Source organism: Corynebacterium timonense (genome assembly GCF_900105305.1).
Taxonomy (GTDB): domain Bacteria; phylum Actinomycetota; class Actinomycetes; order Mycobacteriales; family Mycobacteriaceae; genus Corynebacterium; species Corynebacterium timonense.
Map to the genome: position 1 here is coordinate 467884 of NZ_LT629765.1, position 21564 is coordinate 489447.

Genomic DNA, 21564 nt, shown 5'->3' on the forward strand with positions numbered 1-21564 from the left:
GGCGGGTGGGCTAGCGTTCTTCCTGCCTATCGTAGGACGCAGCCCATGGGTTGCGCTTGCCGGAGCCGTAGCGGGGCCTCGGGGCGGGGGCAACGTGCGAGGCAGGCTCCGGCGCGGGGGCGTTAGGGATCGGGGTGGCGGCGAGTGGGGCGTCGGCAAGCAATGCCTCCTGCTCCTCGCGGAAGCGGCGCCGCTCGCGGGTCTCCGCCCAGATGAAATAGATGAGCCCGCCGGGGGCGAGGATGCCGAAGGCGATCCATTGCAAGCCGTAGGACAGGTGGTTGCCCGTGTCGAGCTGGGGCAGCGGGATCGCCTGGAGTTCTCCCGGCTCCCCGGCGGCGAGTTGGACGTAAGGGGTGGCCAGGTTTAGCCCGCTGAGCTCGGAGACCTGCTCGGTGCTGATGGAATAGACCATGTCGTGGCCCTGATCGTGCATCGGCGGGGTGGGGTGGACGCCTTCGTCGGCGCGCAGGAAGCCGGTGGCGGTGACGCGGCCGGTGGGCGCGGGCTCGATCGCGGGGACCTGGGTGCCGCCGTCCTCGGCGGGGACCCACCCGCGGTTGACCAGCACGGTGTCGCCGCTGTCGAGGGCGAAGGGGGTGAGCACCTGGAAGGCCGGGGTCCGGTCCACCGGGCGCAGGCGCAGCAGGACCTCGCCGTCGGGCACGTATCGGCCGGTGAGGGAGACGCGGGACCATTCCTCGGCGCTCGGGTCGAAGGGGATCGGGTCGCTGTCGAAGGCGCGCTCGATGTGCTCGTTGCGCTCCACCAAGGCCTCGTTTTTACCCAGCTGCCAGGGCGCGAGGAAGGTGAAGGCGAAGTAGGAAAACGCCGCGATGAGCAGGGCGGCGATGACCCAGCCGGGGGTGAGGAACGTCTTCCACCAAGGTTTGTTGTTCGTCGTCGCCATCACAGGCTTCTACTCTACGCGGGAGCGCACCCACGAGATAATGCCGTCCGCGGCGGCTTCGATCTGCTCGCGCGCGGCGGAAAACCCAGCCTGGCCGCCGTAGTAGGGGTCCTCGACGCCGGCTCCGTCCGGGGCGTCGGGGTCGAAGGAGCGCAGCAGGCGGATCTTGTCCTCCGGCACGCCTCGGGCAACGAGCTCGGAGACGTGGCGCTGCTCGAGGGCAACGATGAGGTCGGCGTCTTGTTGCGTCACTCCGAACTGCTGGGCGCGATGGCGGGAGCCGTCGTAGCCGTGCTCGGCAAGCTCGTAGAGCGCCCGCTCGTCGGCCCGCTGACCCACGTGCCAGGAGCCGGTGCCGGAGGACGTCACCACGGTCTCGCTGCCCAGGCCCGCCTCCGTGAGTTTGGCGCGGATGATCACCTCCGCCATCGGCGAGCGGCAGATGTTGCCCGTACAGACAAAATCGATGTGCAGCGGGGCGGCGCCCATGAATAACCTCCTCGTGTCGTCTCCCCACAACACTAGTCGGGCGCCTTTGTAGGGTAGAAGCCATGAGCCCTCAGCCCGTCACCGTTGCCGATGTCGTCGCCGAGCTCGACATCGCCTACCCGCCCGCCCTTGCCGAAAGTTGGGACAAGGTGGGCCTGATCTGCGGCGACCCGGACGCCCCGGTGTCCACAGTCGCGTTCGCCCTCGACTGCACCATGGATGTTGCGCGCCGCGCGGTCGAGGTCGGCGCGGACATGCTGGTCGTCCACCACCCGCTGCTCCTGCGCGGGGTGTCCTCGGTCGCCGCGGACACGCCCAAAGGCCGCGTCCTGCACCACCTGATCACCAACGGCTGCGCGCTGTTTGCCGCGCACACCAACGCGGATTCGGCGCGCCCGGGGGTCTCCGACAAGCTCGCCGAGCTCGTGGGCATCACGCCGGGGCGCCCCATCAAGCCGGTCTCGCTCGGCGGGATGGACGCGTGGGGTGTCCACGTCCCGCCGGCCCACGCGCACGAGGTGAAAGACGCCCTCTTCGCGGCGGGGGCGGGGCGCATTGGCAACTACGCTGAGTGCTCCTTCGAGTGGGGCGGCACCGGCGGGTTCACCCCCCTCGAGGGCGCCGACCCCACCGACGGTACCGTCGGCGAGTACTACTCCGCGCCCGAGACCCGCGTCGAGTTCGTCGCCCCCACGCGCCTTCGCCGCGCGCTTATCGACGCCCTCCGGGCCGCCCACCCCTACGAGGAGCCCGCCTTCGACGTGGTGTCCATGGAGGACACGAGCGACCTGTCCACGGCACCGGGCCTCGGCCGCATCGGCGAGCTCCCGGAGCCGATGACGCTGCGGGAGTTCACCCAACAGGTCGCCGACGCCCTTCCCGAGACCGCGTGGGGGGTGCGCGCCGCGGGGGACCCGGAGCGCCTCGTGCAGAAGGTCGCTGTGTCCTCGGGGTCCGGGGACGGGTTCCTTGGGGACGTCGCAAAGCTCGGCGTCGATGTGTACGTGACCTCGGACCTGCGCCACCACCCGGTCGACGAGCACCTGGCCGCAGGCGGGCCCGCGGTCGTGGATACGGCCCACTGGGCCAGCGAGTTCCCGTGGACGGAGCAGGCGGAAGGTATCGTGAAACGATTGAACGTGAACACCGAAATCCTGCGCCTGCGCACGGACCCCTGGACCGTTTCCGCACATCCCCGACGCGCAACCACCAACTGAAGGAGCCAACGTGAACCTCTCTCCCGAGCTGCAGCCGGTGCTTCTTGAACTCGCCGCCGCTGAGCGCCAGGCCGCGCACCCGGCGGCGACCTCGCCGGAACAGAAGGAGCTGGACGCGCTGCTGGCGGAGCGCGAGCGCCTCGCATCCGCCGCCGCGGCCGCCCAGCTCGCCGTCGACGACATGGAGCTGGAAATCCTGCGCATCCAAGAGGATGAGCGCAAGCTGAAAAAGCGCGAGCTCGACGACAAGCGCCAGCTTGGGGCCGAGACGGACCCGTCGCGCCGCCGCGACCTCGAGCACGACCGCTACGCCGCAAAGTCGCGCATCGCCGACCTGCTGTCCGAGCTGAAGGAGGCGCACAACGAGATCGCGGCACTGCGCAACAACCGCGACAACCACGGCGCCCGCCTCGACGAGGCCGACCGCAAGGTCGCCGCCGCCCGCCGCGCCGTCGAGGCGCTGCCCGACCCGACCGTGATCGATGCCGATTCCCTGCGCGCCCAGCTCCCCGGGGACGTGCTCGCGCTCTACGACGACGTCGGGGCCGCCTCCTTCAACGGGCGCACGTGCCACTCCTGCTACCTGCAGCTGCCTCCCGCCGAGCGTAGCGAGGTCATGGCCGTTCCCGCCGACGAGCTGCCCACCTGCCCCAACTGCGGCGCCCTGCTCGTGCGCGTCGCCCCGGACGCGGGGTAGGCGCGCCATGAAAGTCACGGTCTACACCGACGGCGGCGCGCGCGGGAACCCCGGCGTCGCCGGCTCCGGGTCCGTCGTCTACGGCCCGCAGGGCGACACCCTTGCGGAGATCGCGTACGTGGTGGGACAGGAATCCACCAACAACGTCGCCGAGTACACGGGCCTCGTGCGCGGGCTGGAGGCCGCCGCCGAGGCTGGCGCCAGCGAGGTCGACGTCTACCTGGACTCCAAACTCGTCGTCGAGCAGATGAACGGGCGCTGGAAGATCAAGCACCCCGATATGAAAAAGCTTGCGCGCGAGGCGAACGCGATCGCCTCGCGCTTCGACGCCGTCACCTATACCTGGGTGCCGCGCGCGAAGAACAAGAAGGCGGACGAGCTGTCCAACGTCGCCATGGACGCCGCGGAGAAAGGGGCGCCGGTCGGCGTCGTCGGGGGGTCGCCCGAGGCGCAGTCCGCGTCCGCGCCCGCGGCCTCCCCCGGTGACGCCGATGGGCACGTCGTGGCGGGGCCCGCGCACTGGTCCGGCTGCGATCAGCCGCGCACGCGCTTCGTGCTCCTGCGCCATGGGCAAACCGAGCACTCGGCGAACCACTGCTACAGCGGGTCCTCTGACCCCCAGCTCACCGACGCGGGACGCGAGCAGGCGCGCCGGGCGGCCGCGGCCGTGGCCCGCCTCGGCGCCATCGACGTGGTCGTGTCATCGCCCTCGTCACGGGCACTCGATACCGCGCACGCCTGCGCCGAAGCCCTCGGCATCAACGACGTCGAGGTCGCCGACGGTTTCCGCGAGATGGACTTCGGCGCCTTCGAGGGGCTCACCCGCGAGCAGGCGATGCAGCGCCACGGCGAGGACTTCGCCGCGTGGGAGGCGTCGGCGACCGCCGCGCCACCGGGCGGGGAGTCCCTGGCCCAGCTCCACCGCCGCGTCACCCGAGCCCGGCTGAAGCTGCAGGAGGAGCACGCCGGAAAGACGATCCTCGTGGTCACGCACATGGCCCCGATTAAGTCGGTAGTCCGCCAGGCGATGGGCGCCGGCGTGGAGGTCTTCCGCCACGTGTTCCTGGACCTAGCCTCCATCTCTGTCGCCGAGTTCTACGGGGATTTCGGCGTGGTTCGCTGCGTCAACGACGTCTCCCATCACCGCTAATTTTCTTCCGCGGGTCGCGCGCGTAAGCTGAGTGCCAGCGAACGAGCCGGCCGGGTGACCGCGGCCTCCCGCACCGCCGCCCCGTGCGGGTCTGGCGGGGGTCGAGGAAAGTCCGGACTCCACAGGGCACGGTGGTTGCTAACAGCAACCCGGAGCGATCCGCGGGAAAGTGCAACAGAAAGTAGACCGCCAGCCCGTGCGGGTTGGTAAGGGTGAAAGGGTGCGGTAAGAGCGCACCGGCGTGCGTGGTGACACGCGCGGCCAGGTAAACCCCACCGGGAGCAAGGCAAGAGCCCCCGCCGTGTGCGCGGGGGTCGTCGGACGTGCCGAGAGGCTGCCCGCCCAGTCCGAAGGTAGCTGCTTGAGGCGCCCAGCGATGGGTGGCCCAGATGGATGGTCGCCGCCCCACGGGGTACAGAATCCGGCTTACAGGCCGGCTCGTTCGCCCTGCGCTTTTTGTGCGGCGGGGCGGGGGGAAGTCTGTCACAATGGCTGGTTATGAAGCTGTATGCCGCCCCGCTGAACTTCCGCCCCGTTGCCCGTGAGTTCGGTGTTCCCACGGAGTTCGCGCCCGAGGTCCACGCCGAGGCGGCCCGGCTCACCGACCGCTTCGCCAACCAGCGCCGGGACGCGCGAAACATCCCCCTCGTCACCATCGACCCGGCCGGGTCGAAGGACCTCGATCAGGCGGTGTGCATCGAAAGGTCGGGGTCGGGCTACACGGTGTATTACGCCATCGCGGACGTCGCCGCGTTTGTCGAGCCCTCCAGCGCGATCAAGGAGGAGTCCTTCGAGCGCGGCCAGACGGTGTACCTGCCGGACGAACCAGCGCGCCTGCATCCGGAGGAGCTCAGCGAGGATGCAGCGTCGCTGCTTCCCGACGTCGATAGGCCTGCCGCCCTATGGACCTTCCGCCTCGACGACAGGGGCGAGGTAGCCGACGCGTACGTCGAACGCGCGCTGGTCCACAGCGTGGCGCGCCTCGACTACGACGGCGTGCAGGCGGATGTCGACCGGGGCGAGCCCCACCCTTCGATTGCGCTTCTGCCGGAGGTGGGAAAACTGCGCCAGGCCAGCTCGTTGCGCCGGCAGGCGATCAACCTGCGCGTGCCCTCGGTGCGTGTGGTGGAAAACGAGGAGGGCCATTTCGAGCTCGTCATCGAGCCGCGCCACCCCGTCATGGACTACAACTCCGAGATCTCGCTGCTGACCGGCATGGCGGCGGGGCAGATGATGGTGGAGGCGGGCAAGGGCTTCCTGCGCACCCTGGGGCCCGCGCCGACCGGCGCGGAGGACGACTTCATGCAGGAGATTCGCAACCTCGGCTTCACCCCGGGCCCCGACATTGGGCAGTTCCTCGCAACTGTCGACGCCGACACGCCGCGCGGCATGGCGGCGATGCGCGAAGCGCAGAAGCTGCTGCGCGGCTCCGGCTACGTCAACCTGGAGGAAAAGCAGCCGGAAGTCCACGCCGGGATCGGCGGCTACTACAGCCACGTCACCGCGCCGCTGCGCCGACTCATCGACCGCTACGCTACCGAGGTCTGCCTGTCCATCTGCGCGGGAACGGCGGTCCCCGAGTGGGTGGAGGCGGAGAGCAACCGGGTGGTCAAAACCATGGGGCGCACCTCCCAACTGGCCAACACCGTGGACAAGGCCTGCCTGAACCTCACCGAGGCCACCGTGCTGCGCCCGTGGGTGGGTCACAACTTCGACGCCGTTGTCCTGCACTCCGACCCGGAGGCGGGCCAGGCCCGCATCTTCGTCGTGGACCCGCCCGTGCTCGCCCCGTGCCTGGGCCACCCGGAAGAGGGGAGGGAAACCGCCGTCTCGCTCATCCACGCCGACGTGGGCAACCGCCAGGTGGAGTTCGCCTGGCCCGCGGACTGAGGCCGCTACATCGGGGGAGCCCGCTTAATCGGCGGCGCCCTCTTATTCCGCGGCGCCCTCTTATTCCGCGGCGTCCTCTTATTCGGCGGCGTCTTCCAGCCGCGCAACCTCGCCGGGCAGCACCTCGACGACCTCGTAGTCGGCTGCGGCGGAGCGCAGGAAGGCCTCGGCCTCGCGCAGGGGGACGAACGCGAGCGCCGCCGGGGAGTTGCCCGCCGCGGCGGGCCGGGCGGAGCGCGCACCGCGGCTGAGCAAGTCACTCACGAGCGCGTCGGGGGTATCCAGGTCGTGTTTCTCGGACGCGGAGTTGAGCAGCGTGAACAGCTCGTTGTCGCGGCGCGAGCGCAGCGCCTTCGCTGTGGCCAGGGACCGCATCGTCTCCGTCTCGCAGAAGCGCACCCAGGAGCGGGCGGCCTCCGGGTCAGGGGCGGAATCCGGGCCGTTGACCTGGCGGCGGGCCTCCACCCACTCGACGACGCGCTCAGCGGCGTTGGGCAGCTGCCGCAGCGAATCTACGCCGAAGTTAGCGCAGGCCGCGTCGATGAACGCGCGGCGTTCGGCGATGCGCTGCGTCTGGCGGTCGTAGGGCTCGCCCCAGGACTCAGTCACGGCGAAGATGCGCACCCCCAGCTTGCCCGGGTGGGGGGCCTGGGTGACGGAGCCGTCCGCGTAGTCCACCACCGAGATCGTCCCGCTTGTGCCGCGCAGCGCCGCGGTGTGGCGGGCGCGCAGGACGGCGAGCGGGGAGTTTACGGTGACGTTGTGCGAGCAGATCTCGGCGAGCCGGGCGCGGAAAGGGGCGTCATCGACCTCTGGGTCGCCGCCCGCAAGAGCCAGCGCCAACGCCGCGTCGCCGGCGTAGAGCGAGCCCAGGCCAGCGCCGGGGAGGATGTCGGTAACGAGAGAGATGTCCAGTCCGCGGGTGTCGCGGGAAATCACCTGGCGCGACGCGAGCAGGGACACAAGGCCAACGGCGCGCCGGGTGAGCCGGTCGAGGGAGCCCTCCTCCTGCAGGTCCTCGAGCGTGCCGGTGGAGGAGATGCTGTAGCCGTCGGGCCCGCTCAGTTCGATGCTGATGGTGTCGTCCTCGCGCGGGGAGATGGCGGCGGCGGCGCGCAGCGAGGTCAAACCGAGCAGCGTCACCCCGCCGAAGTGGTCGACGTTTTCGCCGATGAGCACCCAGGTTCCCGGCGCCGAGGCGCACCGGAGCGGGGCGTGGCCGGTGACCTCGCGGTGCAGGTCGGCTGCGCGTGCGGCAGGGGAGGTCTCGTCGGCGGCCCACACGGCCATGATCACCACGTCCTTTCGAAGTGGGGGCTCGGGGAGCTATCGCGCTCTGGACCACCCAGACTACCAACGACGCGGGTAGGGTGGGCGGCACGTCGAACCCGGCTCGAGAGGAAGCTCGAGAACCGAGTACAAGGAGGTCACCATGTCTGAGTCTGACGAACAGTTTTATTTCAACCCCGTGACCGGCGAGATCACCGAGGGAAAGGTCGCGGGCTGGGGCGAGCGCATGGGCCCCTATGCGACGCGCGAGGAAGCCGCCGCTGCGCTGCAGACCGCCGCGCAGCGCAACAAGGAGGCCGACGCCCGCGAGGAGGCGGAGGACAACTGGGGCGAACCCGCCTCGTGGGAAAAGTAGCTAGCTCCTAGGGCTTAATCTTGGAGAAGGCCTTGGCCACCTCCGCGACCGACCTCTCGTAGCCCTCGAGCGCCCGCGCGCCGCGGTCCAACTCACGCTGGTACAGCAGGCCGTAGGCGAAGGTATCCTCCCCGCGTTCGCGAGCACCCGCGGCGAGGCGCTCGATGCGGTCGCGGGAGGTCACGGCGTCCTGGAAGTCGCCGAGCTGCGACTGCAGCGCCTTGCAGGCCTTGGTCAGGCGGCGCGCCTTGAGGCCCGCGCCCTCCGCCGCCACGGAGGCATAGCGCAGCTTCTTCGCGGCCTTACGCACGTCGTGCACGTAGTCCTCGCGCTCGTGGAGGTCGAGGCTGGTGTCATTGTAGTGGTCGAGGACCTTTTCGTGGCGCTTCTTAACCTTCTTAAAGCCGCGCTTGAGGTGCTCGTAGAGGATCTCGCGGGACTCGCCAGGGTCGGCCCCGTCAGCGTCAGCGTCAACGTCAACGTCAGCGCCAGGGTCAACCTCAGCAGAACGCGTTGCGACGGGCGGTTGGGCGAGCAGGGCATCGATCTCGTCGAGGAGGGCGAGGAAGCGCTCGGAGTCGAGCATCTCCACGATGACCTCGTGGGCCTCGCGGTACTCGGCCCGCATGTCGTCTTTGATGTGGGCGGCCGCGGTGGCGTCGATAAGCCCGCTTTCGTCGCTGTCGATGAGGGCGAGCAGGCGCTCCTCGACCACCTCGGCGTCGCGCGCGGTGCCCAGGACCGCGGCGGCTTCCTTCAGCTCGTCCTCGAGGTGCTCGAGCTGCTCGCCTTCGAGGATGCCCTCGAAGGTTTCCAGCAGGGAGCGCATCTCGCGGGTCGACACACGCATCTGGTGCACCGAGTCCCACTCGTCGGCGCGCACGCGCGGCTCCCAGCTCACGATCGCGTCGCGCTGGGTGCGCAGCGCCGACACGACGGCCGCGGCGGGGGAGTCGGGGTCGAGCTCGGGCGTACGCAGGTGCGGCGGCAGGGGGGCCGCATCGACGGAGGAACCGAGGGCTGTGGCCAGCTTGGAGGGGGAATCCGACTTGCGCGCGCCCGCGGCGATGAGGAAGGCCGTGGCCTGTGACAGCAGCTGCGCTCCCTCCTCGGTGCCGGCGGTGAATGCGGAAAGCTCGAGCTCCCACTCGCGCCACGTGGTGCGCTCGCCGCCGGGCAGCAGCGACCACGCGGTGACGTGGTCGTCGCAGAACTCTGCGACCTTCTCGCCGGTGGCGGAGCCGAGATCGCTGACGACGCGGTGGTTGTCCACCTGGGCGATCGGGGAGAGCTCGGCGGTGCGCACGATGGCGCGCACGTTCGATAAAAGCTCCTCGGGGATCTCGGTCGGCTCCTCTAGCGGGGCGCGCAGCTCGCGCCGGGCCGAGCCGGAGGGCAGCTTGAGGTGCCAGCCGTCGTCGGAGCCGCCCGTGCGGCGGCGCAGGGTGATCTTCGCCCGCGTCAGGCGCAGGTCCGGGGTGTCGAAATAAATGGCGGACAGGTGGTGCTCGACCGTGTCGAGGACGCTGTCGACCCCGGGCAGCTCGGTAAGGTCGGGGACAGCGGTTGCCTCGTCGACGGCCAGCTTCGCCTCGACCTCGAGGACCTCACGGGGGGTGTCGTGATTCTTGTCGGACACGTGGTGCTTGCCCTTTCTCGTTGTTCCTTCTCGTTCCGCCGCGCGCATGAGGCGTGTCCATGACGACCCGCGCGGTGGGCGCGTTCACGGTACGGGCAGGCGGCGCGCAAGGGTGCGCCGCGCGTGACCCAGTTTTGCCCGATTCTACCCCTCGTGAACCGCACGGGTGCGCGGTTCCCCGCGGGTAAGGTGTGGTGCTATGAGTAGCCAACAGGAAAACGTTCTGCGCAAGGTCAGCGAGCAGGATATCGCGTTCATCCGGCTGTGGTTTACCGACCTGTTCGGCTCGTTGAAGACAGTGATGATGTCGCCCGCCGAGCTCGAGGCGGCCTTTGCGGAGGGCGTCGGCTTCGACGGCTCCTCCATCGAGGGGTTCTCCCGGGTCTCCGAGTCGGATACGCTCCTGCGCCCCGACCCCTCGACCTACCAGGCGCTGCCCTTCGACGAGGACGAAGGCCTGCAGACCGCGCGGATGTTCTGCGACATCACGATGCCCGACGGCGACCCCTTGTATGCGGATCCACGCCAGATTTTGCGTCGTCAAGTGGAAAAGGCCAAAAACCTCGGCTTCGATTTCGTGGCCAGCCCCGAGATCGAGTTCTACCTGGTCAAAAACGGCGAGGGGATGCAGGACCCGCGGCCCGCGGACAAGGGCGGGTACTTCGACCAGGCGAAGCGCAACGAGGCGCCGAAGTTTCGCCGCCAGACCATCTCGGCGCTGGAGTACATGGGCATTGTCACCGAGTTTTCCCACCACGAGGCCAGCCCCGGCCAGCAGGAGATCGACCTGCGCCACACCAACGCGTTGACCATGGCGGATAACGTGGTCACCTTCAAATACATCGTGAAAACCATCGCGGAGTCCTCCGGCGTGCACGCGACCTTCATGCCCAAGCCCTTCCGCGACATGGACGGCTCGGCGATGCACACCCACTTTTCGCTGTTCGAGGGCGAGACCAACGCCTTCCACGACCCGGACGACGAGATCTCGCTGTCGGCGACCGGCCGGCAGTTCATCGCGGGCATCATCGAACACGCCAACGAGATCTCGGCGGTGACCAACCAGTGGGTCAACTCCTACAAGCGCCTCCAGTTCGGCTCCGAGGCCCCGACGGCCGCGACGTGGGGTATATCCAACCGCTCCGCCATGGTGAGGGTGCCCACCTACCGCCTGCACAAGGCGGATTCGCGCCGCATCGAGGTGCGCTCGCTTGATTCGGCGTGCAACCCCTACCTCGCGTTCGCCGCGGTCCTCGCCGCGGGCCTGAAAGGCATCGAGGAAGGCTACGACCTCGACGAACCCGCGCGCGACGACGTTTGGTCCCTGACCCGCCGCGAGCGCCGCGCGATGGGCTACCGCGACCTGCCAACCTCGCTCGACCAGGCGCTGCGCCACCTCGAGCGCTCCGAGTTCATGGCCGACGTCCTCGGCGAGCAGGTCTTCGATTTCTACCTACGCTCGAAGTGGGACGAGTGGCACAGCTACACCTCCCAGGTGACCGCCTGGGAGGTCGAGAACGGATTGGACTTGTGATATGAGCGCGCGCAGAACCACCCGATCGCTCGCAGCTTTGGGGTTGACGGGCTCGAGGGCGGCCGAGGACATCGCGACACTCGGCTGGGACGACGACGAGCACGCCGTGCTTGTCGACGCCCTCGGCGACGCCGCGGCCCCCACCATGGCCCTCAACAACGCGGTGCGGTTAGCAGAGGCTCTCGACGAGGACTACCCCGAGCTCCGGGACGAACTCCTGCGCGACGCCACCCTGCGTGCCCGGCTCATCGCCCTGTTTGGGGCCTCGACCGCGCTGTCGGACCACCTAGTCGCCCACCCCGACCAGTGGCGCAGCCTGGCCGGCGCCGTCCCCGCCGACGATGAGCTGCGCGCCGCCATGCTCGCCGCGGTGGACGCGCGCGAGGTGCCGGATACGCCCGGGGTCTACCGCGCGGCGGAGGAATACTCCTCGCCCGGCACCGCCCGTACCGCGCTGCGCGACACCTACCGCAGCCTCATCATGCGCATCGCGTCCGCCGACCTCGCCGGAACCTCCCCTGGCGCGGACGGCGGCGAGCACCAGCTCGGCTACGGTCGAGTGACGGCGGCGCTGACCGCCTGCGCGGACGCGGCGCTCACGGCGGCGCTGGCCGTGGCGGTGCGCCGGGTGTACGACGACGACCAGCCGGACGCGCGCGTGGCGGTGATCGCGCTGGGCAAGTGCGGCGCGCGCGAGCTCAACTACATCTCCGACGTCGACGTCATCTTCGTCGCAGAGCCCGCCGACGCCAAGGCGACGCGGCTGGCGAGCGAGCTCATGCGCATCGGCACCGAATGCTTCTTCGAGGTTGACGCGAACCTGCGCCCCGAGGGCAAGTCCGGCGCGCTCGTGCGCACGCTGGACAGCCACCTGACCTACTACAAGCGGTGGGCGGAGACGTGGGAGTTCCAGGCGCTGCTCAAGGCCCGCCCGATGACGGGCGATATGGAGCTGGGCCAGCAGTACGTGGACGCGCTCGAGCCGCTGGTGTGGCAGGCCTCGCAGCGCGAGTCCTTTGTCGAGGACGTTCAGGCGATGCGCCGCCGCGTGCTCGAGAACGTGCCCAAGGAGATGCGCGAACTGGAGCTGAAGCTTGGCCGCGGGGGCCTGCGCGACGTCGAGTTCGCCGTCCAGCTGCTCCAGCTCGTGCACGGGCGCGCCGACAAGGACCTGCGGGCGCGCAACACGGTGGCGGCCCTGGAGGCGCTGTCTGCGGGCGGCTACGTCGGACGCGAGGACGCCCGCCAGCTCATCGACGCCTACGGCTTCCTGCGCCTGCTCGAGCACCGGCTGCAGCTGCAGCGGTTCAAGCGCACCCACACCCTGCCGCCGCGGGAGGAGAAGGAGGCGTGGCGCTGGCTGGCGCGCGCCTCAGGCTTCACCGCGAACGCCCGAGCGACCGCCGCCGAACAGCTGGAAAACACGCTGCGCAAGTACCGCCGCAGCGTGTCCCAGCTGCACGAAAAGCTGTTCTACCGCCCGCTGCTCAACGCCGTCGTCAGCATGAGCGTCGGCGAAGTTGCCCTCTCTGCGGACGCGGTGAAAGACCAGCTCAAGGCGCTCGGTTACCGCCACCCAGCGCGCGCCTACGAGCACCTGGCCTTCCTAGTCAAAGGCTCGTCGCGCAAGGCGAAGCTGCAGGCGATCCTGCTGCCCAGCCTCATGCACTGGCTCGGCGACACCGCCGACCCAGGCGCCGGCCTGCTCAACTACCGCAAGCTCTCCGAGGCAGCGGAGGATAAAAGCTGGTTTTTGCGCATGCTCCGGGACGAAGGCGTGGTGGGCCAGCGCCTCATGCACATCCTGGGCAACTCCCCGTACACCTCCGACCTCATCATCTCCGCCCCCGAGGTGGTGCAGCTGCTTGGCGACGGGGCGTCCGGGCCCAAGCTTCTCGACGTCTCCCCGGACCAAGCCCACAACGCCATCATCGCCGCCACCCGCCGCTACGAGGACCCGGACCGCGCAGTGTCCGTCGCGCGCGGACTGCGCCGCGCCGACCTCGCGCGCATCGCGTCGGCCGACCTGCTCGGCTTCATGGGCGTGCGCGAGGTGTGCGACGAGCTGACGTGGGTGTGGAAGGGCGTGCTCGAGGCGGCCCTGCGCGCCGAGATCCGCGCGGACCTCGCCGCCAGCGGCGAGGAGGAGCCGCGGGCGCGGATCAGCGTCATCGGCATGGGCCGGCTCGGCGGGGCGGAGCTGGGCTACGGCTCCGACGCCGACGTCATGATCGTCGCCGAGCCCGCCGAGGGGGTCGACGAATCCGAGGCCGTCGCCTGGGCGGGCAAGATCATCGATTCCATGCGCGCCCGCCTATCCAAGCCCTCCGGGGACCCGCCGCTGGAGGTTGACCTGGGTCTGCGCCCCGAGGGGCGCTCGGGGGCGGTGGCGCGCACCGTCGCCTCCTACGAGCGCTACTACTCCGAGTGGGGCGAGGTGTGGGAGAAGCAGGCGCTGCAGCGCGCCACCGTTCTCGCCGGCGACAGCGACGTGGGAACGCGCTTCCTCCACGCGATCGACCCCTTCCGCTACCCGAAGGGCGGGGCGAGCGAGAAGGACATCCGGGAGATCCGGCGGATCAAGGCCCGCGTGGACGACGAGCGCCTGCCGCGCGGCGCGGACAAACACACCCACACCAAACTCGGACGCGGCGCGCTCGCGGACATCGAATGGACCGTCCAGCTCATCACGATGATGCACGCCCACACCCTGCCCGGGCTGCATAACACGTCCACTCTTGAGGTGCTCGACTACCTCGAGGACCTGGGGGACGCGGACGTCCTGTCGGCCACGAACGCCCGCATCCTGCGCGAGGCGTGGTTGCGCGCCACCAAGGCGCGCAACGCCCTCGTGCTCGTCACCGGCAAGCGCACGGACCAGCTGCCCGCGCCCGGCCCGCAGCTGGCGCAGGTCGCCGGGTCGGCCGGCTACGACCCGGAGGAGCAACAGGAGTTCCTCGAGGATTACCTGCGCGCCACGCGCCGGGCGCACGAGGTGGTCGAGGAGGTCTTCTGGGGCGAGGTGCCCTCCCGCGAGTACGACGGCACCTTTTAGCCGCCCCGCCCGCGCGCCCGCGCAGCTAGTGTCGGGGGCATGGCTATGACCTTAAGCATTGACCTTGCACACGCGACCTTCGCGGACCTTGAGGCGCTGGTGGAGGCGGCGCGCGTGGCGGGCGTCGATAAGCGAGCCCCCCTCGTGCTCGAGGGCGAGACCGTGCTCCTGACGTTCGCGCCCGCGGCTTCAGCCCCCGCGGCGACAGATGCCGGTTCGGCGGCGCAGCAGTTGCCGCAGCTTGGCGACGCCGCGATCCGCAGCGTCGTCGACATCCTGACGGGGAGGCAGGCACCGCCCCGGCACTCGTGAACCTGGCGCCCGTCAGCTCGCGTGCCGCGTATCCACGATGCGCACCCCTCGCGTGCGCACCCGCACCGCGGCGCGCCGGGCCGAAAGCGCCCCGACGACGAGCACCGCCCAGGCCGCGACGACCGCGAACCACGCGACGCGGAAATCGTCCCACGTGTAGTCGCCCGAGGGGGCGGAGTGGTCGAGGAGCAGGCCGACGACCTGCGACGACACCATCGCGGAGACGAAGCCGCCCATGTTGCCCAAGCCCGTGCCCGTGGCCACCATGGTGCGCGGCATTTCCTCGCGAACGGTGTCGAACCCGAAGTTCGACGTCGGCGTGGCCAGGCCCATGAGCACCATGAGCCCGCAGAGGAAGGCGTAGCTGCGCGGTTCGGGCGAGAGGAAGAACACAACCCACACCACGCAGTGGACCGCGGCGAAGGCCAGCGCCACGAGGTCGCGGCGCGCGCCCGCCCGCGCGGACAGCGGCCCGAGCAGAGGCGCCGCGGCCATGGTGGAGGCGGTGTAGACCGTCAACGCCGCGCCCGCCTGCCCGGGGGACAGGCCCATGCCGAGGGTGGCCAGCGGAACTCCCCACAGCAGCGTGAAGTTGAGCATGAAAATCATGCAAAAGCCGTGGATGCAGAAGGCTTCCCAGCACACCGGGGCGCGCAGCACGGTACGCAGGATGTCGCTGATCGGGGTGCGCGCCGTGCTCGTGCGAGGCGCGTCACGCGGCGCGGCGCTCACGGGTGCGTCGGCAACCGCGATGCCCGCGAGGATGCCCGCGAGGGCGCCGACGGCCCCGAGGGAGACAAAGGCCACGGTCCAGCCCTGCGCGTGCAGCAGCGCGAGGAAGGGCACCGCCGACAGGAATTGGCCGAGCTGGCCTAGCGACGCCGTAAGCTGTGTAAACAGGGGAGTCAGCCGGAGGGGGAACCAGAAGGGAAGGACCCTCAGGGCGGACAGGAAGGCGGTGGAGTCGCCGGCGCCGATGAGGACGCGTGCGGCGATGGCGACGCCGTAGGACTCCGTGACACCGAGCGCGACCTGGCCGGCCGCCATGACGAGCGCGCCGGCGACGAGGAGAACGCGCGGGCCGTAGCGGTCGATGAGGATGCCCACGGGGATCTGCGCCAGGGCGTACACGCCGACTTGGACGGAGGTGAACACGGCGATGCGGGAGGCGTCGACCTCGAAACGCTCGATCGCCTCGACCCCCGCGACGCCGAAGGAGGTGCGACCGAGGACGGCAACGACGTAGACGAGGACGGCTCCCGCCCACACGGTGAGCGCCTTCGCGGTGAGGCGCTCGCGGGGGTCGGGGGAGGTCATACCGTTACACGCTAAACCACGGGTGCCCCCGCCGTGACGCAGCCCGTAAACTGTGTTGGGTGGATTACATTTCGACGCGCGATACGGCCGCTCGACCGGCCACGTTCACCGATATTTTGCTCGGAGGCCTCGCCCCTGACGGGGGGCTCTACCTGCCCGCGGTGTACCCGCGTATCACGCCCGAGCTTCTCGACGCCTGGCGGGCCCTCCTTGCCGAGAAGGGCTACGCCGCCCTCGCCGCCGAGGTGATCAAGCTCTTCGTCGACGACATCCCGGCGGCGCAGATCGAGGAGATCGCCGCCCGCGCCTACCGCACCCCCGCGTTTTCCACCGAGGAGATCGTGCCGGTCGACGCCCTTGGGGACGAGCTCTACCTCGCGCACCTGTCGGAAGGGCCGACGGCGGCGTTCAAGGACATGGCGATGCAGCTGCTCGGCGAGCTCTTCGAGTACGAGCTGGGTCGCCGCGGCGAGGAGATCAACATCCTCGGCGCCACCTCCGGCGACACGGGCTCGTCGGCGGAGTACGCGATGCGCGGGCGCGACAACATCCGCGTGTTCATGCTCACCCCGGCCGGGCGCATGACCCCCTTCCAGCAGGCCCAGATGTTCGGGCTCGACGAGCCGAACGTGTTCAACATCGCCCTCGACGGGGTGTTCGACGACTGCCAGGACGTGGTCAAGGAGGTCAGCGCGGACGCGGCCTTCAAGGCGAAGCACAGCATCGGCGCGGTCAACTCGATCAACTGGGCGCGGCTTCTTGCGCAGGTGGTCTACTACATCTCGACCTACCTGAAGGTCACCGCGGGCAACTCCGAGCGCGTGTCCTTCTGCGTGCCCACAGGAAACTTCGGCGACATCTGCGCGGGCCACGTGGCCAAGCAGATGGGCCTGCCGGTGGACAAGCTCATCGTGGCCACGAACGAAAACGACGTCCTGCACGAGTTCTTCACCACCGGCACCTACCGCCCGCGCAGCGCGGCGGAGACGATGGCCACGTCGTCGCCCTCGATGGATATCTCGCGGGCCTCGAACTTCGAGCGCTTCGTCTTCGACGTGTGTGGCCGCGACGCCCGCCTGACGGCCGAGTTGTTCGCCGTGAAGGCCAAGGAGGGAGGCTTCTGCCTCGACGACGAGGCCGAGCCCGGCACCTTCGGGCGCATCCGCGAGGAGTTCGGGTTCCTGTCCGGCTCGTCCACCCACTCTGACCGCGTGGCCACGATCGCAGACGTCGAGCGCGCCTACGGCGTGGTCATCGATCCCCACACCGCCGACGGCGTGCACGTGGCCCGCTCTGTGGCCCCGCAGGTGGACAGCCCCATCGTCGTGCTGGAGACGGCCCTGCCGGTGAAGTTCGCCGAGACGATCCGCGAGGCGCTGGGGCGCGACCCCGAGGTCCCCGAGCGTTTCGCCGGGGTGCTCGACGCCGAGCGCCACGTCACCGACCTGCCCAACGACGTTGAGGCAGTGAAGGACTTCATTGCCACGACCATCCGGTCCACCACGGTCAAGCCGGGGAGGTGACATACGATGGCGCAGGAGCAGTTCGCGGGCCCCGACTATTACACCGAGTTCGACCCAGAGAAGTTCCTCCGGGACATCGCCGCGCAGAAGGCGCAGCAGGCTGAAGGCGAGCCTCAGACGGGCGCGACCGAGCAAGGCGGTGGCGGTGAGCAGGCCGAGTAGCAGGGCGTCGGGAGCGTGGTACGCCGCCATTGTCGTCGCGGCGCTGTCGGTGGCGCTCATTGTGTGGGGCGCCTTAGTGACCTCCCAGGTGCCCACCGCCACCCAGGAAGAGCGCAACGCCCGGGAGGAAGTGCAGACCCCGGCCCCGGCTGAGCCTGCGCCCCCGGAGCAGTCGGCGAACGTCGTCCGCGTGCCGCAGTTCGCCCTGTGGGCACCGGGCACGCTGATCCAGAGCACGGACCACTACCCGCAGGCGGGCGAATCGTTCACCGCGCAGACGTGCACCGTCGCGTTTAGCTTTTCAAACGCAGAAGGCCGCAACTTCGCCGTCACGGCGGGGCACTGCGGCCGCGAGGGCGACCTCGTGTGGCCGACGAACGCCACCACCGCGCTCGACTACGCCACGGAGGCGGGCCGCTTCATCTACTCGGGCCTCTACAGCCCGGGCGCGCCCAACATCGACGTCGGCATCATCGAGATCACAGACCCGGACCGCTACATGGATCTGGTGGGCGCGCCCATCGAGACCGGCATCGCGGAGGACATCCCCTCGCCGCTGAGCACGGTGTGCAAGACCGGCGGGACCACCGGCTACACGTGCGGGCCTTTCGAGGACGCCGGCCGAGTGCAGATCATCACCACCGACGCCGACGAGGAGCGTGAGACGCGTGGCGATATCGCCGCCGTCTGCGCGCAGAAGGGCGACTCCGGCGGCCCCGTTTTCCGTGACGTCAACGGCCGCGCAACCATCATCGGCGTCGTCTCGGGCACCGAGGCCGGCCGCGCTGAGGAGGAGTGCTACGAGGGCATGGAGAACCCGCGGCGGATGTCCTACTCCAGCGTGGAGCAGACGATGCAGGTCGTCGACAGCGTTGTGCCCGACGGGGCGTGGCTGCGGCAGCAGTGGTAGCTCTAGGACGGTGCGCCTAGCGCCGGGGTGGGCAGGTCATACAATTCCTTGAAGGGCTCCCCGGTCGGGGCGGAGTGCTCCCACACGCCGTTGCGGGTGCGTTCGAAAACCTGCACCGTCTCGGGGCCGTAGCCGATCAGCGTGAGCCGGTCGACGCCCTCGAGGCGTCGGGACTGGCGCCACCGAGAGGCGATGGCGTCCGCCTCTTCCTGGGATGTTTCCGACCAGGTGAACCAGACCGAGTGCTCGTACTTCCGCCCGGGGTGGAAATAGAAGGACAGGTCCTGCGCGCCGTTGCGCAGGCCGTCGTCGACGTAGCTGCGAATCGTCTGCTCGGGAAGCGAGGAGTAGCAAAAGCCCCAAAAATTGATGCGCATGTTGTCCTGGGTGCGCACCGTCATGTTGTCCACGCAGTTCTGCTGCAGCAACCGGGAGACGTGGCCGGCGAAGTCGGCGGTGTCGTCCTGCGCGTGCTCGGTCATGGTGCCGGTGAGCGTGACGCCGGTGGGGGTCCGCGCGGTGGCCGGGTCGGCGATGAGGTAGGTGCGCACGCTGGCGTCGACGTCGTCCTGGCTGGCGGGCGCCGGCAGGATGGGCCGCTGGGGCCGCTCCACCACGGCGGGCGGTTGCTCCGCCTCCGACTCGTAGCTGACCAGGAGAACCCCCATGACCACGACGCCGACGAGCAGCGCGCCGTAGCCTGCGGTAAACAGCGGCCCGGGCACGCGCGCCAGCAGCGGCCGCTGCGTAGCCGCGTCGGGGCCGGCGTTGGCGTCGGGGGAGGGGGTGTGGGCCGTGCTCATGATGCTTAGGAGTCTAGCCCACCTACACTGGGAACCCAGGTAGGCGAGACCCCGCCCGTGAGTTCACAGAAAGGTGCTTCATGCCCATCCCCGAGTTCATCGTCGAAACACGGAAGAAGATCGGAACGGACCTTATGTGGGTGCCCGCCGTCGCAGCGATTGTGCTTCGCGACGCCACCACGAAATCCGACTGGGCCGTCCCCGACGTCCTCCTGGTCAAGCGCGCCGACAATGGGACGTGGACCCCGGTCACGGGCATTGCGGACCCAGGGGAGGAGCCCCACGACGCCGCGGTGCGCGAGGTGCTCGAGGAGACGGGCCTGGCGGCCCGCGCCGCGGCGCTGCTCGGCGTCGGGGTCGTGGGGCCCGTCACCCACGCCAACGGGGACCGCGCCACGTACATGTCGGTGCAGCTGCGCCTCGAGCCGGAGGACCCGAGCGCCGAGCCGCGCGCCGCGGACGACGAAAACACGGACGCGCGCTGGTTCCCGGTCTCCCAGATGCCCGTCGAGGACCCGAAGTGGCGCTTGGCCATCGCCGACGCCGTCGCGCAGCGCCGCCACCCGGGCTCCTACCAGCCGCGCCTCGGGCTGAAGAAGCGCTAGATGCGCTTCGGCATCGACGTCTCCGAGCACCAGGACGGGCTGTCCCTGGTACGCGCGGCGCGCGAAGGCATCGAGTTTGCCATCCTCCGCACGACGGACGGCACCTACCGCGACCGCTGTTTCTCCTCCCACCTTGCCGACGCCCGCGCCGCCGGCCTGGACATCAGCGTCTACCACTACCTGCGTAACCCCTCCGAGGGCACGAGCATCGCCGAACAGGTCGAGGCCAGCCTCGAGGTTATGGGCGGCGCTGCGCTGCCCATGTGGCTCGACTGCGAAACCCCCGCTGGGCTGTCGCGTGACCACATCGCCGAGGCCCACGCCCTCTTCACGCAGCGCGGTGTCCGCGTGGCGGGGATCTATACCTACCCGCACTGGTGGCGCTGGCGCATGTTCGGCGCCGACACGCGCCCCTTCGGCCTACTGTGGCTCGCCGCGCACGGCGCGGACCCAGAGGGGCCGCCGCGCGATGTGTTCCCGGGCGGGTGGCCGCGGGGCGTCGGCAAGCAAAAGCCCGCCGTGTGGCAGTTTTCGTCGCGGGGGTGCGTGGCCGGCTTCTCGGTGGACGTCAACGCGTGGGCGTGACGGGCACTGCCGCCCAGAGCCCGACCGCGACGGCCAGGATATGGGGGCGCCTCCTGTCCCGGCCTGGGGACGTCAGCGTGTGCCCCGCCATGGCTCCTACGTGGTGGCCGGGGTGGGCAGCATCGCGCGAAGGTCGTCGAGGATGCGCATCGCGCCTGTGGGGCCGAGGCCGAGGTACCACACGCCGTCGTCGACCCGCATCGCCCGGCCCTCGGCAACCGCGGGCAGGGCCTTCCAGGCCTCGCTCTCGGTGACCGCGGTCTCGCCCGTCGCGTCCGGCGAGCCGTAGGAGGAGTAGAAGATCACGTCGCCGTCTGCCTGGTCGATGGTTTCGGGGGAGATCTCGACGGCCAGGTCGTCGACGTCCTGGACCGCGGGCCGGGCCAGCCCCACGTCGCGCAGGATCACGCCGATCAGGGACTTGTTGCCGTACAGGCGCAGCTTCTCGGGCATGAAGCGCACGAGCGAGACCGTCGTGTCCTCCGGCACGGAGGCGCGGACTTCCTCGGCCTTGGCGGCGTACGCGTTGAGCGTGGCCTCCGCCTCCTTCTCCATGCCGAGTGCCTCGCCGGCGAGGAGGAAGTTCTCCTTCCAGGGGAACCCGGGGCGGATGGAGAAGACCGTCGGGGCGATCTCGGCGAGCTGGGGGTAGAGCTTGTCGCCGCGCAGCTGGCTGCCCAGGATCAGGTCGGGCTTGAGGGCCGCGATGGCCTCGACGTTGACCTCGTTGACGGTGCCCACGGTGGGGACGTCCTTGACTTTGTCCGCCAGGTAGGACGGGACGGGGTCCTGCCCCTTGGAGGTGGTGATCCCCACCGGCGTGATCCCGAGCGCGAGGACGGAGTCGAGCTCGCCGCTCTCCAACACGACCACGCGCTGCGGCTTGGACGGGATCTCGGTGGTGCCGTTGGCGTGCGTGACGGTCCGGGGGAACTGGCCGGGTTCTGCGTCGCTGCCCAGCTTCGCCGTTTCGGCGTCGGCGGTGCTGAACTTGTTGCCGCCGACGGCAACCTCCGTGTTCACCGTGCCGCCGGAGGAGTCGTTGCTGGGGGTGGCGCAGGCGGTGAGCGTGAGCGCGGACGTGAGGGCAAGTGCTGAAAACGTTCTTGTGAATGACATGA

The 21564-nt window shown here is 69.7% G+C and carries 20 protein-coding genes and 1 other RNA gene; 14 read left to right on the forward strand and 7 right to left on the reverse strand.

Annotation, left to right across the window (positions count from 1 at the left end; all coding sequences use genetic code 11):
* Positions 1–10 precede the first annotated feature (10 nt).
* Together BLT81_RS02355 and BLT81_RS02360 are read right to left on the reverse strand one after the other, a co-directional pair.
* Positions 11–910 (reverse strand): SURF1 family cytochrome oxidase biogenesis protein, encoded by a 900-nt coding sequence (locus tag BLT81_RS02355; protein ID WP_019193163.1) that lies wholly within the window; start codon positions 908–910, stop codon positions 11–13.
* Between the two features lie 9 nt (positions 911–919).
* Positions 920–1399 carry a low molecular weight protein-tyrosine-phosphatase gene (locus BLT81_RS02360; RefSeq protein ID WP_019193162.1) on the reverse strand — a complete coding sequence of 160 codons (480 nt, stop codon included), beginning with the start codon at positions 1397–1399 and terminating at the stop codon, positions 920–922.
* A gap of 62 nt (positions 1400–1461) precedes the next feature.
* Here BLT81_RS02360 and BLT81_RS02365 point away from each other — a divergent pair, with 62 nt between their 5' ends.
* The 5 genes from BLT81_RS02365 to BLT81_RS02385 all read left to right on the forward strand — a co-directional run bounded on the left by BLT81_RS02365 (position 1462) and on the right by BLT81_RS02385 (position 6353).
* Positions 1462–2616, forward strand: coding sequence for a Nif3-like dinuclear metal center hexameric protein (locus BLT81_RS02365; RefSeq protein WP_019193161.1), 1155 nt, complete (start codon positions 1462–1464; stop codon positions 2614–2616).
* Positions 2617–2626: 10 nt separating this feature from the next.
* Entirely contained in the window at positions 2627–3313 is a 687-nt protein-coding gene (locus BLT81_RS02370) for a zinc ribbon domain-containing protein (protein ID WP_019193160.1), read from the forward strand.
* A 7-nt stretch (positions 3314–3320) separates the two neighbouring features.
* Positions 3321–4463 (forward strand): bifunctional RNase H/acid phosphatase, encoded by a 1143-nt coding sequence (locus tag BLT81_RS02375; protein ID WP_019193159.1) that lies wholly within the window; start codon positions 3321–3323, stop codon positions 4461–4463.
* A 42-nt stretch (positions 4464–4505) separates the two neighbouring features.
* An RNA gene (gene rnpB, locus BLT81_RS02380) (RNase P RNA component class A) lies at positions 4506–4908 on the forward strand.
* 53 nt (positions 4909–4961) lie between these two features.
* On the forward strand, positions 4962–6353 hold the full coding sequence (locus BLT81_RS02385; protein WP_019193158.1) for an RNB domain-containing ribonuclease: 1392 nt from the start codon (positions 4962–4964) through the stop codon (positions 6351–6353).
* Between the two features lie 78 nt (positions 6354–6431).
* On the opposite strand, the gene BLT81_RS02390 is transcribed toward BLT81_RS02385, so the two are convergent.
* Positions 6432–7643: a galactokinase family protein gene (locus BLT81_RS02390; RefSeq protein ID WP_040420809.1), complete on the reverse strand. Its 1212-nt coding sequence runs from the start codon at positions 7641–7643 to the stop codon at positions 6432–6434.
* A gap of 142 nt (positions 7644–7785) precedes the next feature.
* Here BLT81_RS02390 and BLT81_RS02395 point away from each other — a divergent pair, with 142 nt between their 5' ends.
* Positions 7786–7998, forward strand: a complete 213-nt coding sequence (locus BLT81_RS02395) for a hypothetical protein (RefSeq protein WP_019193156.1) — start codon at positions 7786–7788, stop codon at positions 7996–7998.
* Positions 7999–8005: 7 nt separating this feature from the next.
* On the opposite strand, the gene BLT81_RS02400 is transcribed toward BLT81_RS02395, so the two are convergent.
* Positions 8006–9637, reverse strand: coding sequence for a CYTH and CHAD domain-containing protein (locus BLT81_RS02400; RefSeq protein WP_019193155.1), 1632 nt, complete (start codon positions 9635–9637; stop codon positions 8006–8008).
* A 199-nt stretch (positions 9638–9836) separates the two neighbouring features.
* On the opposite strand from BLT81_RS02400, the gene BLT81_RS02405 reads away from it, so the two are divergent.
* From BLT81_RS02405 to BLT81_RS02415, 3 genes are read left to right on the forward strand one after another with little or no spacing between them, the layout of a single operon-like run.
* Positions 9837–11171: a glutamine synthetase family protein gene (locus BLT81_RS02405; RefSeq protein ID WP_019193154.1), complete on the forward strand. Its 1335-nt coding sequence runs from the start codon at positions 9837–9839 to the stop codon at positions 11169–11171.
* 1 nt (position 11172) lies between these two features.
* Complete coding sequence (locus BLT81_RS02410) at positions 11173–14226, forward strand: bifunctional [glutamine synthetase] adenylyltransferase/[glutamine synthetase]-adenylyl-L-tyrosine phosphorylase (RefSeq protein WP_019193153.1); 3054 nt, start codon at positions 11173–11175, stop codon at positions 14224–14226.
* A 39-nt stretch (positions 14227–14265) separates the two neighbouring features.
* On the forward strand, positions 14266–14538 hold the full coding sequence (locus BLT81_RS02415; RefSeq protein WP_040420658.1) for a hypothetical protein: 273 nt from the start codon (positions 14266–14268) through the stop codon (positions 14536–14538).
* Between the two features lie 12 nt (positions 14539–14550).
* Here BLT81_RS02415 and BLT81_RS02420 read toward each other — a convergent pair whose 3' ends face one another.
* Positions 14551–15855, reverse strand: a complete 1305-nt coding sequence (locus tag BLT81_RS02420; RefSeq protein ID WP_019193151.1) for an MFS transporter — start codon at positions 15853–15855, stop codon at positions 14551–14553.
* Positions 15856–15914: 59 nt separating this feature from the next.
* On the opposite strand from BLT81_RS02420, the gene thrC reads away from it, so the two are divergent.
* Genes thrC through BLT81_RS02430 form a run of 3 tightly spaced genes read left to right on the forward strand, consistent with a single transcriptional unit; the run spans position 15915 to position 18450 of the window.
* Positions 15915–17378, forward strand: a complete 1464-nt coding sequence (gene thrC / locus BLT81_RS02425; protein WP_019193150.1) for a threonine synthase — start codon at positions 15915–15917, stop codon at positions 17376–17378.
* A gap of 6 nt (positions 17379–17384) precedes the next feature.
* Positions 17385–17540 carry a hypothetical protein gene (locus BLT81_RS12905; protein ID WP_019193149.1) on the forward strand — a complete coding sequence of 52 codons (156 nt, stop codon included), beginning with the start codon at positions 17385–17387 and terminating at the stop codon, positions 17538–17540.
* On the forward strand, positions 17524–18450 hold the full coding sequence (locus BLT81_RS02430; protein WP_019193148.1) for a trypsin-like serine protease: 927 nt from the start codon (positions 17524–17526) through the stop codon (positions 18448–18450). The genes BLT81_RS12905 and BLT81_RS02430 overlap by 17 nt, the downstream gene beginning before the upstream one ends.
* A gap of 2 nt (positions 18451–18452) precedes the next feature.
* On the opposite strand, the gene BLT81_RS02435 is transcribed toward BLT81_RS02430, so the two are convergent.
* Complete coding sequence (locus tag BLT81_RS02435; protein WP_019193147.1) at positions 18453–19253, reverse strand: hypothetical protein; 801 nt, start codon at positions 19251–19253, stop codon at positions 18453–18455.
* An 80-nt stretch (positions 19254–19333) separates the two neighbouring features.
* Here BLT81_RS02435 and BLT81_RS02440 point away from each other — a divergent pair, with 80 nt between their 5' ends.
* Positions 19334–19858, forward strand: a complete 525-nt coding sequence (locus BLT81_RS02440) for an NUDIX hydrolase (protein WP_019193146.1) — start codon at positions 19334–19336, stop codon at positions 19856–19858.
* On the forward strand, positions 19859–20443 hold the full coding sequence (locus BLT81_RS02445) for a glycoside hydrolase family 25 protein (RefSeq protein WP_019193145.1): 585 nt from the start codon (positions 19859–19861) through the stop codon (positions 20441–20443).
* A 96-nt stretch (positions 20444–20539) separates the two neighbouring features.
* Here BLT81_RS02445 and BLT81_RS02450 read toward each other — a convergent pair whose 3' ends face one another.
* The gene (locus BLT81_RS02450; protein ID WP_019193144.1) at positions 20540–21562 is read right to left on the reverse strand and encodes an ABC transporter substrate-binding protein; all 1023 of its coding nucleotides are present in this window, start codon (positions 21560–21562) and stop codon (positions 20540–20542) included.
* Positions 21563–21564: the final 2 nt, after the last annotated feature.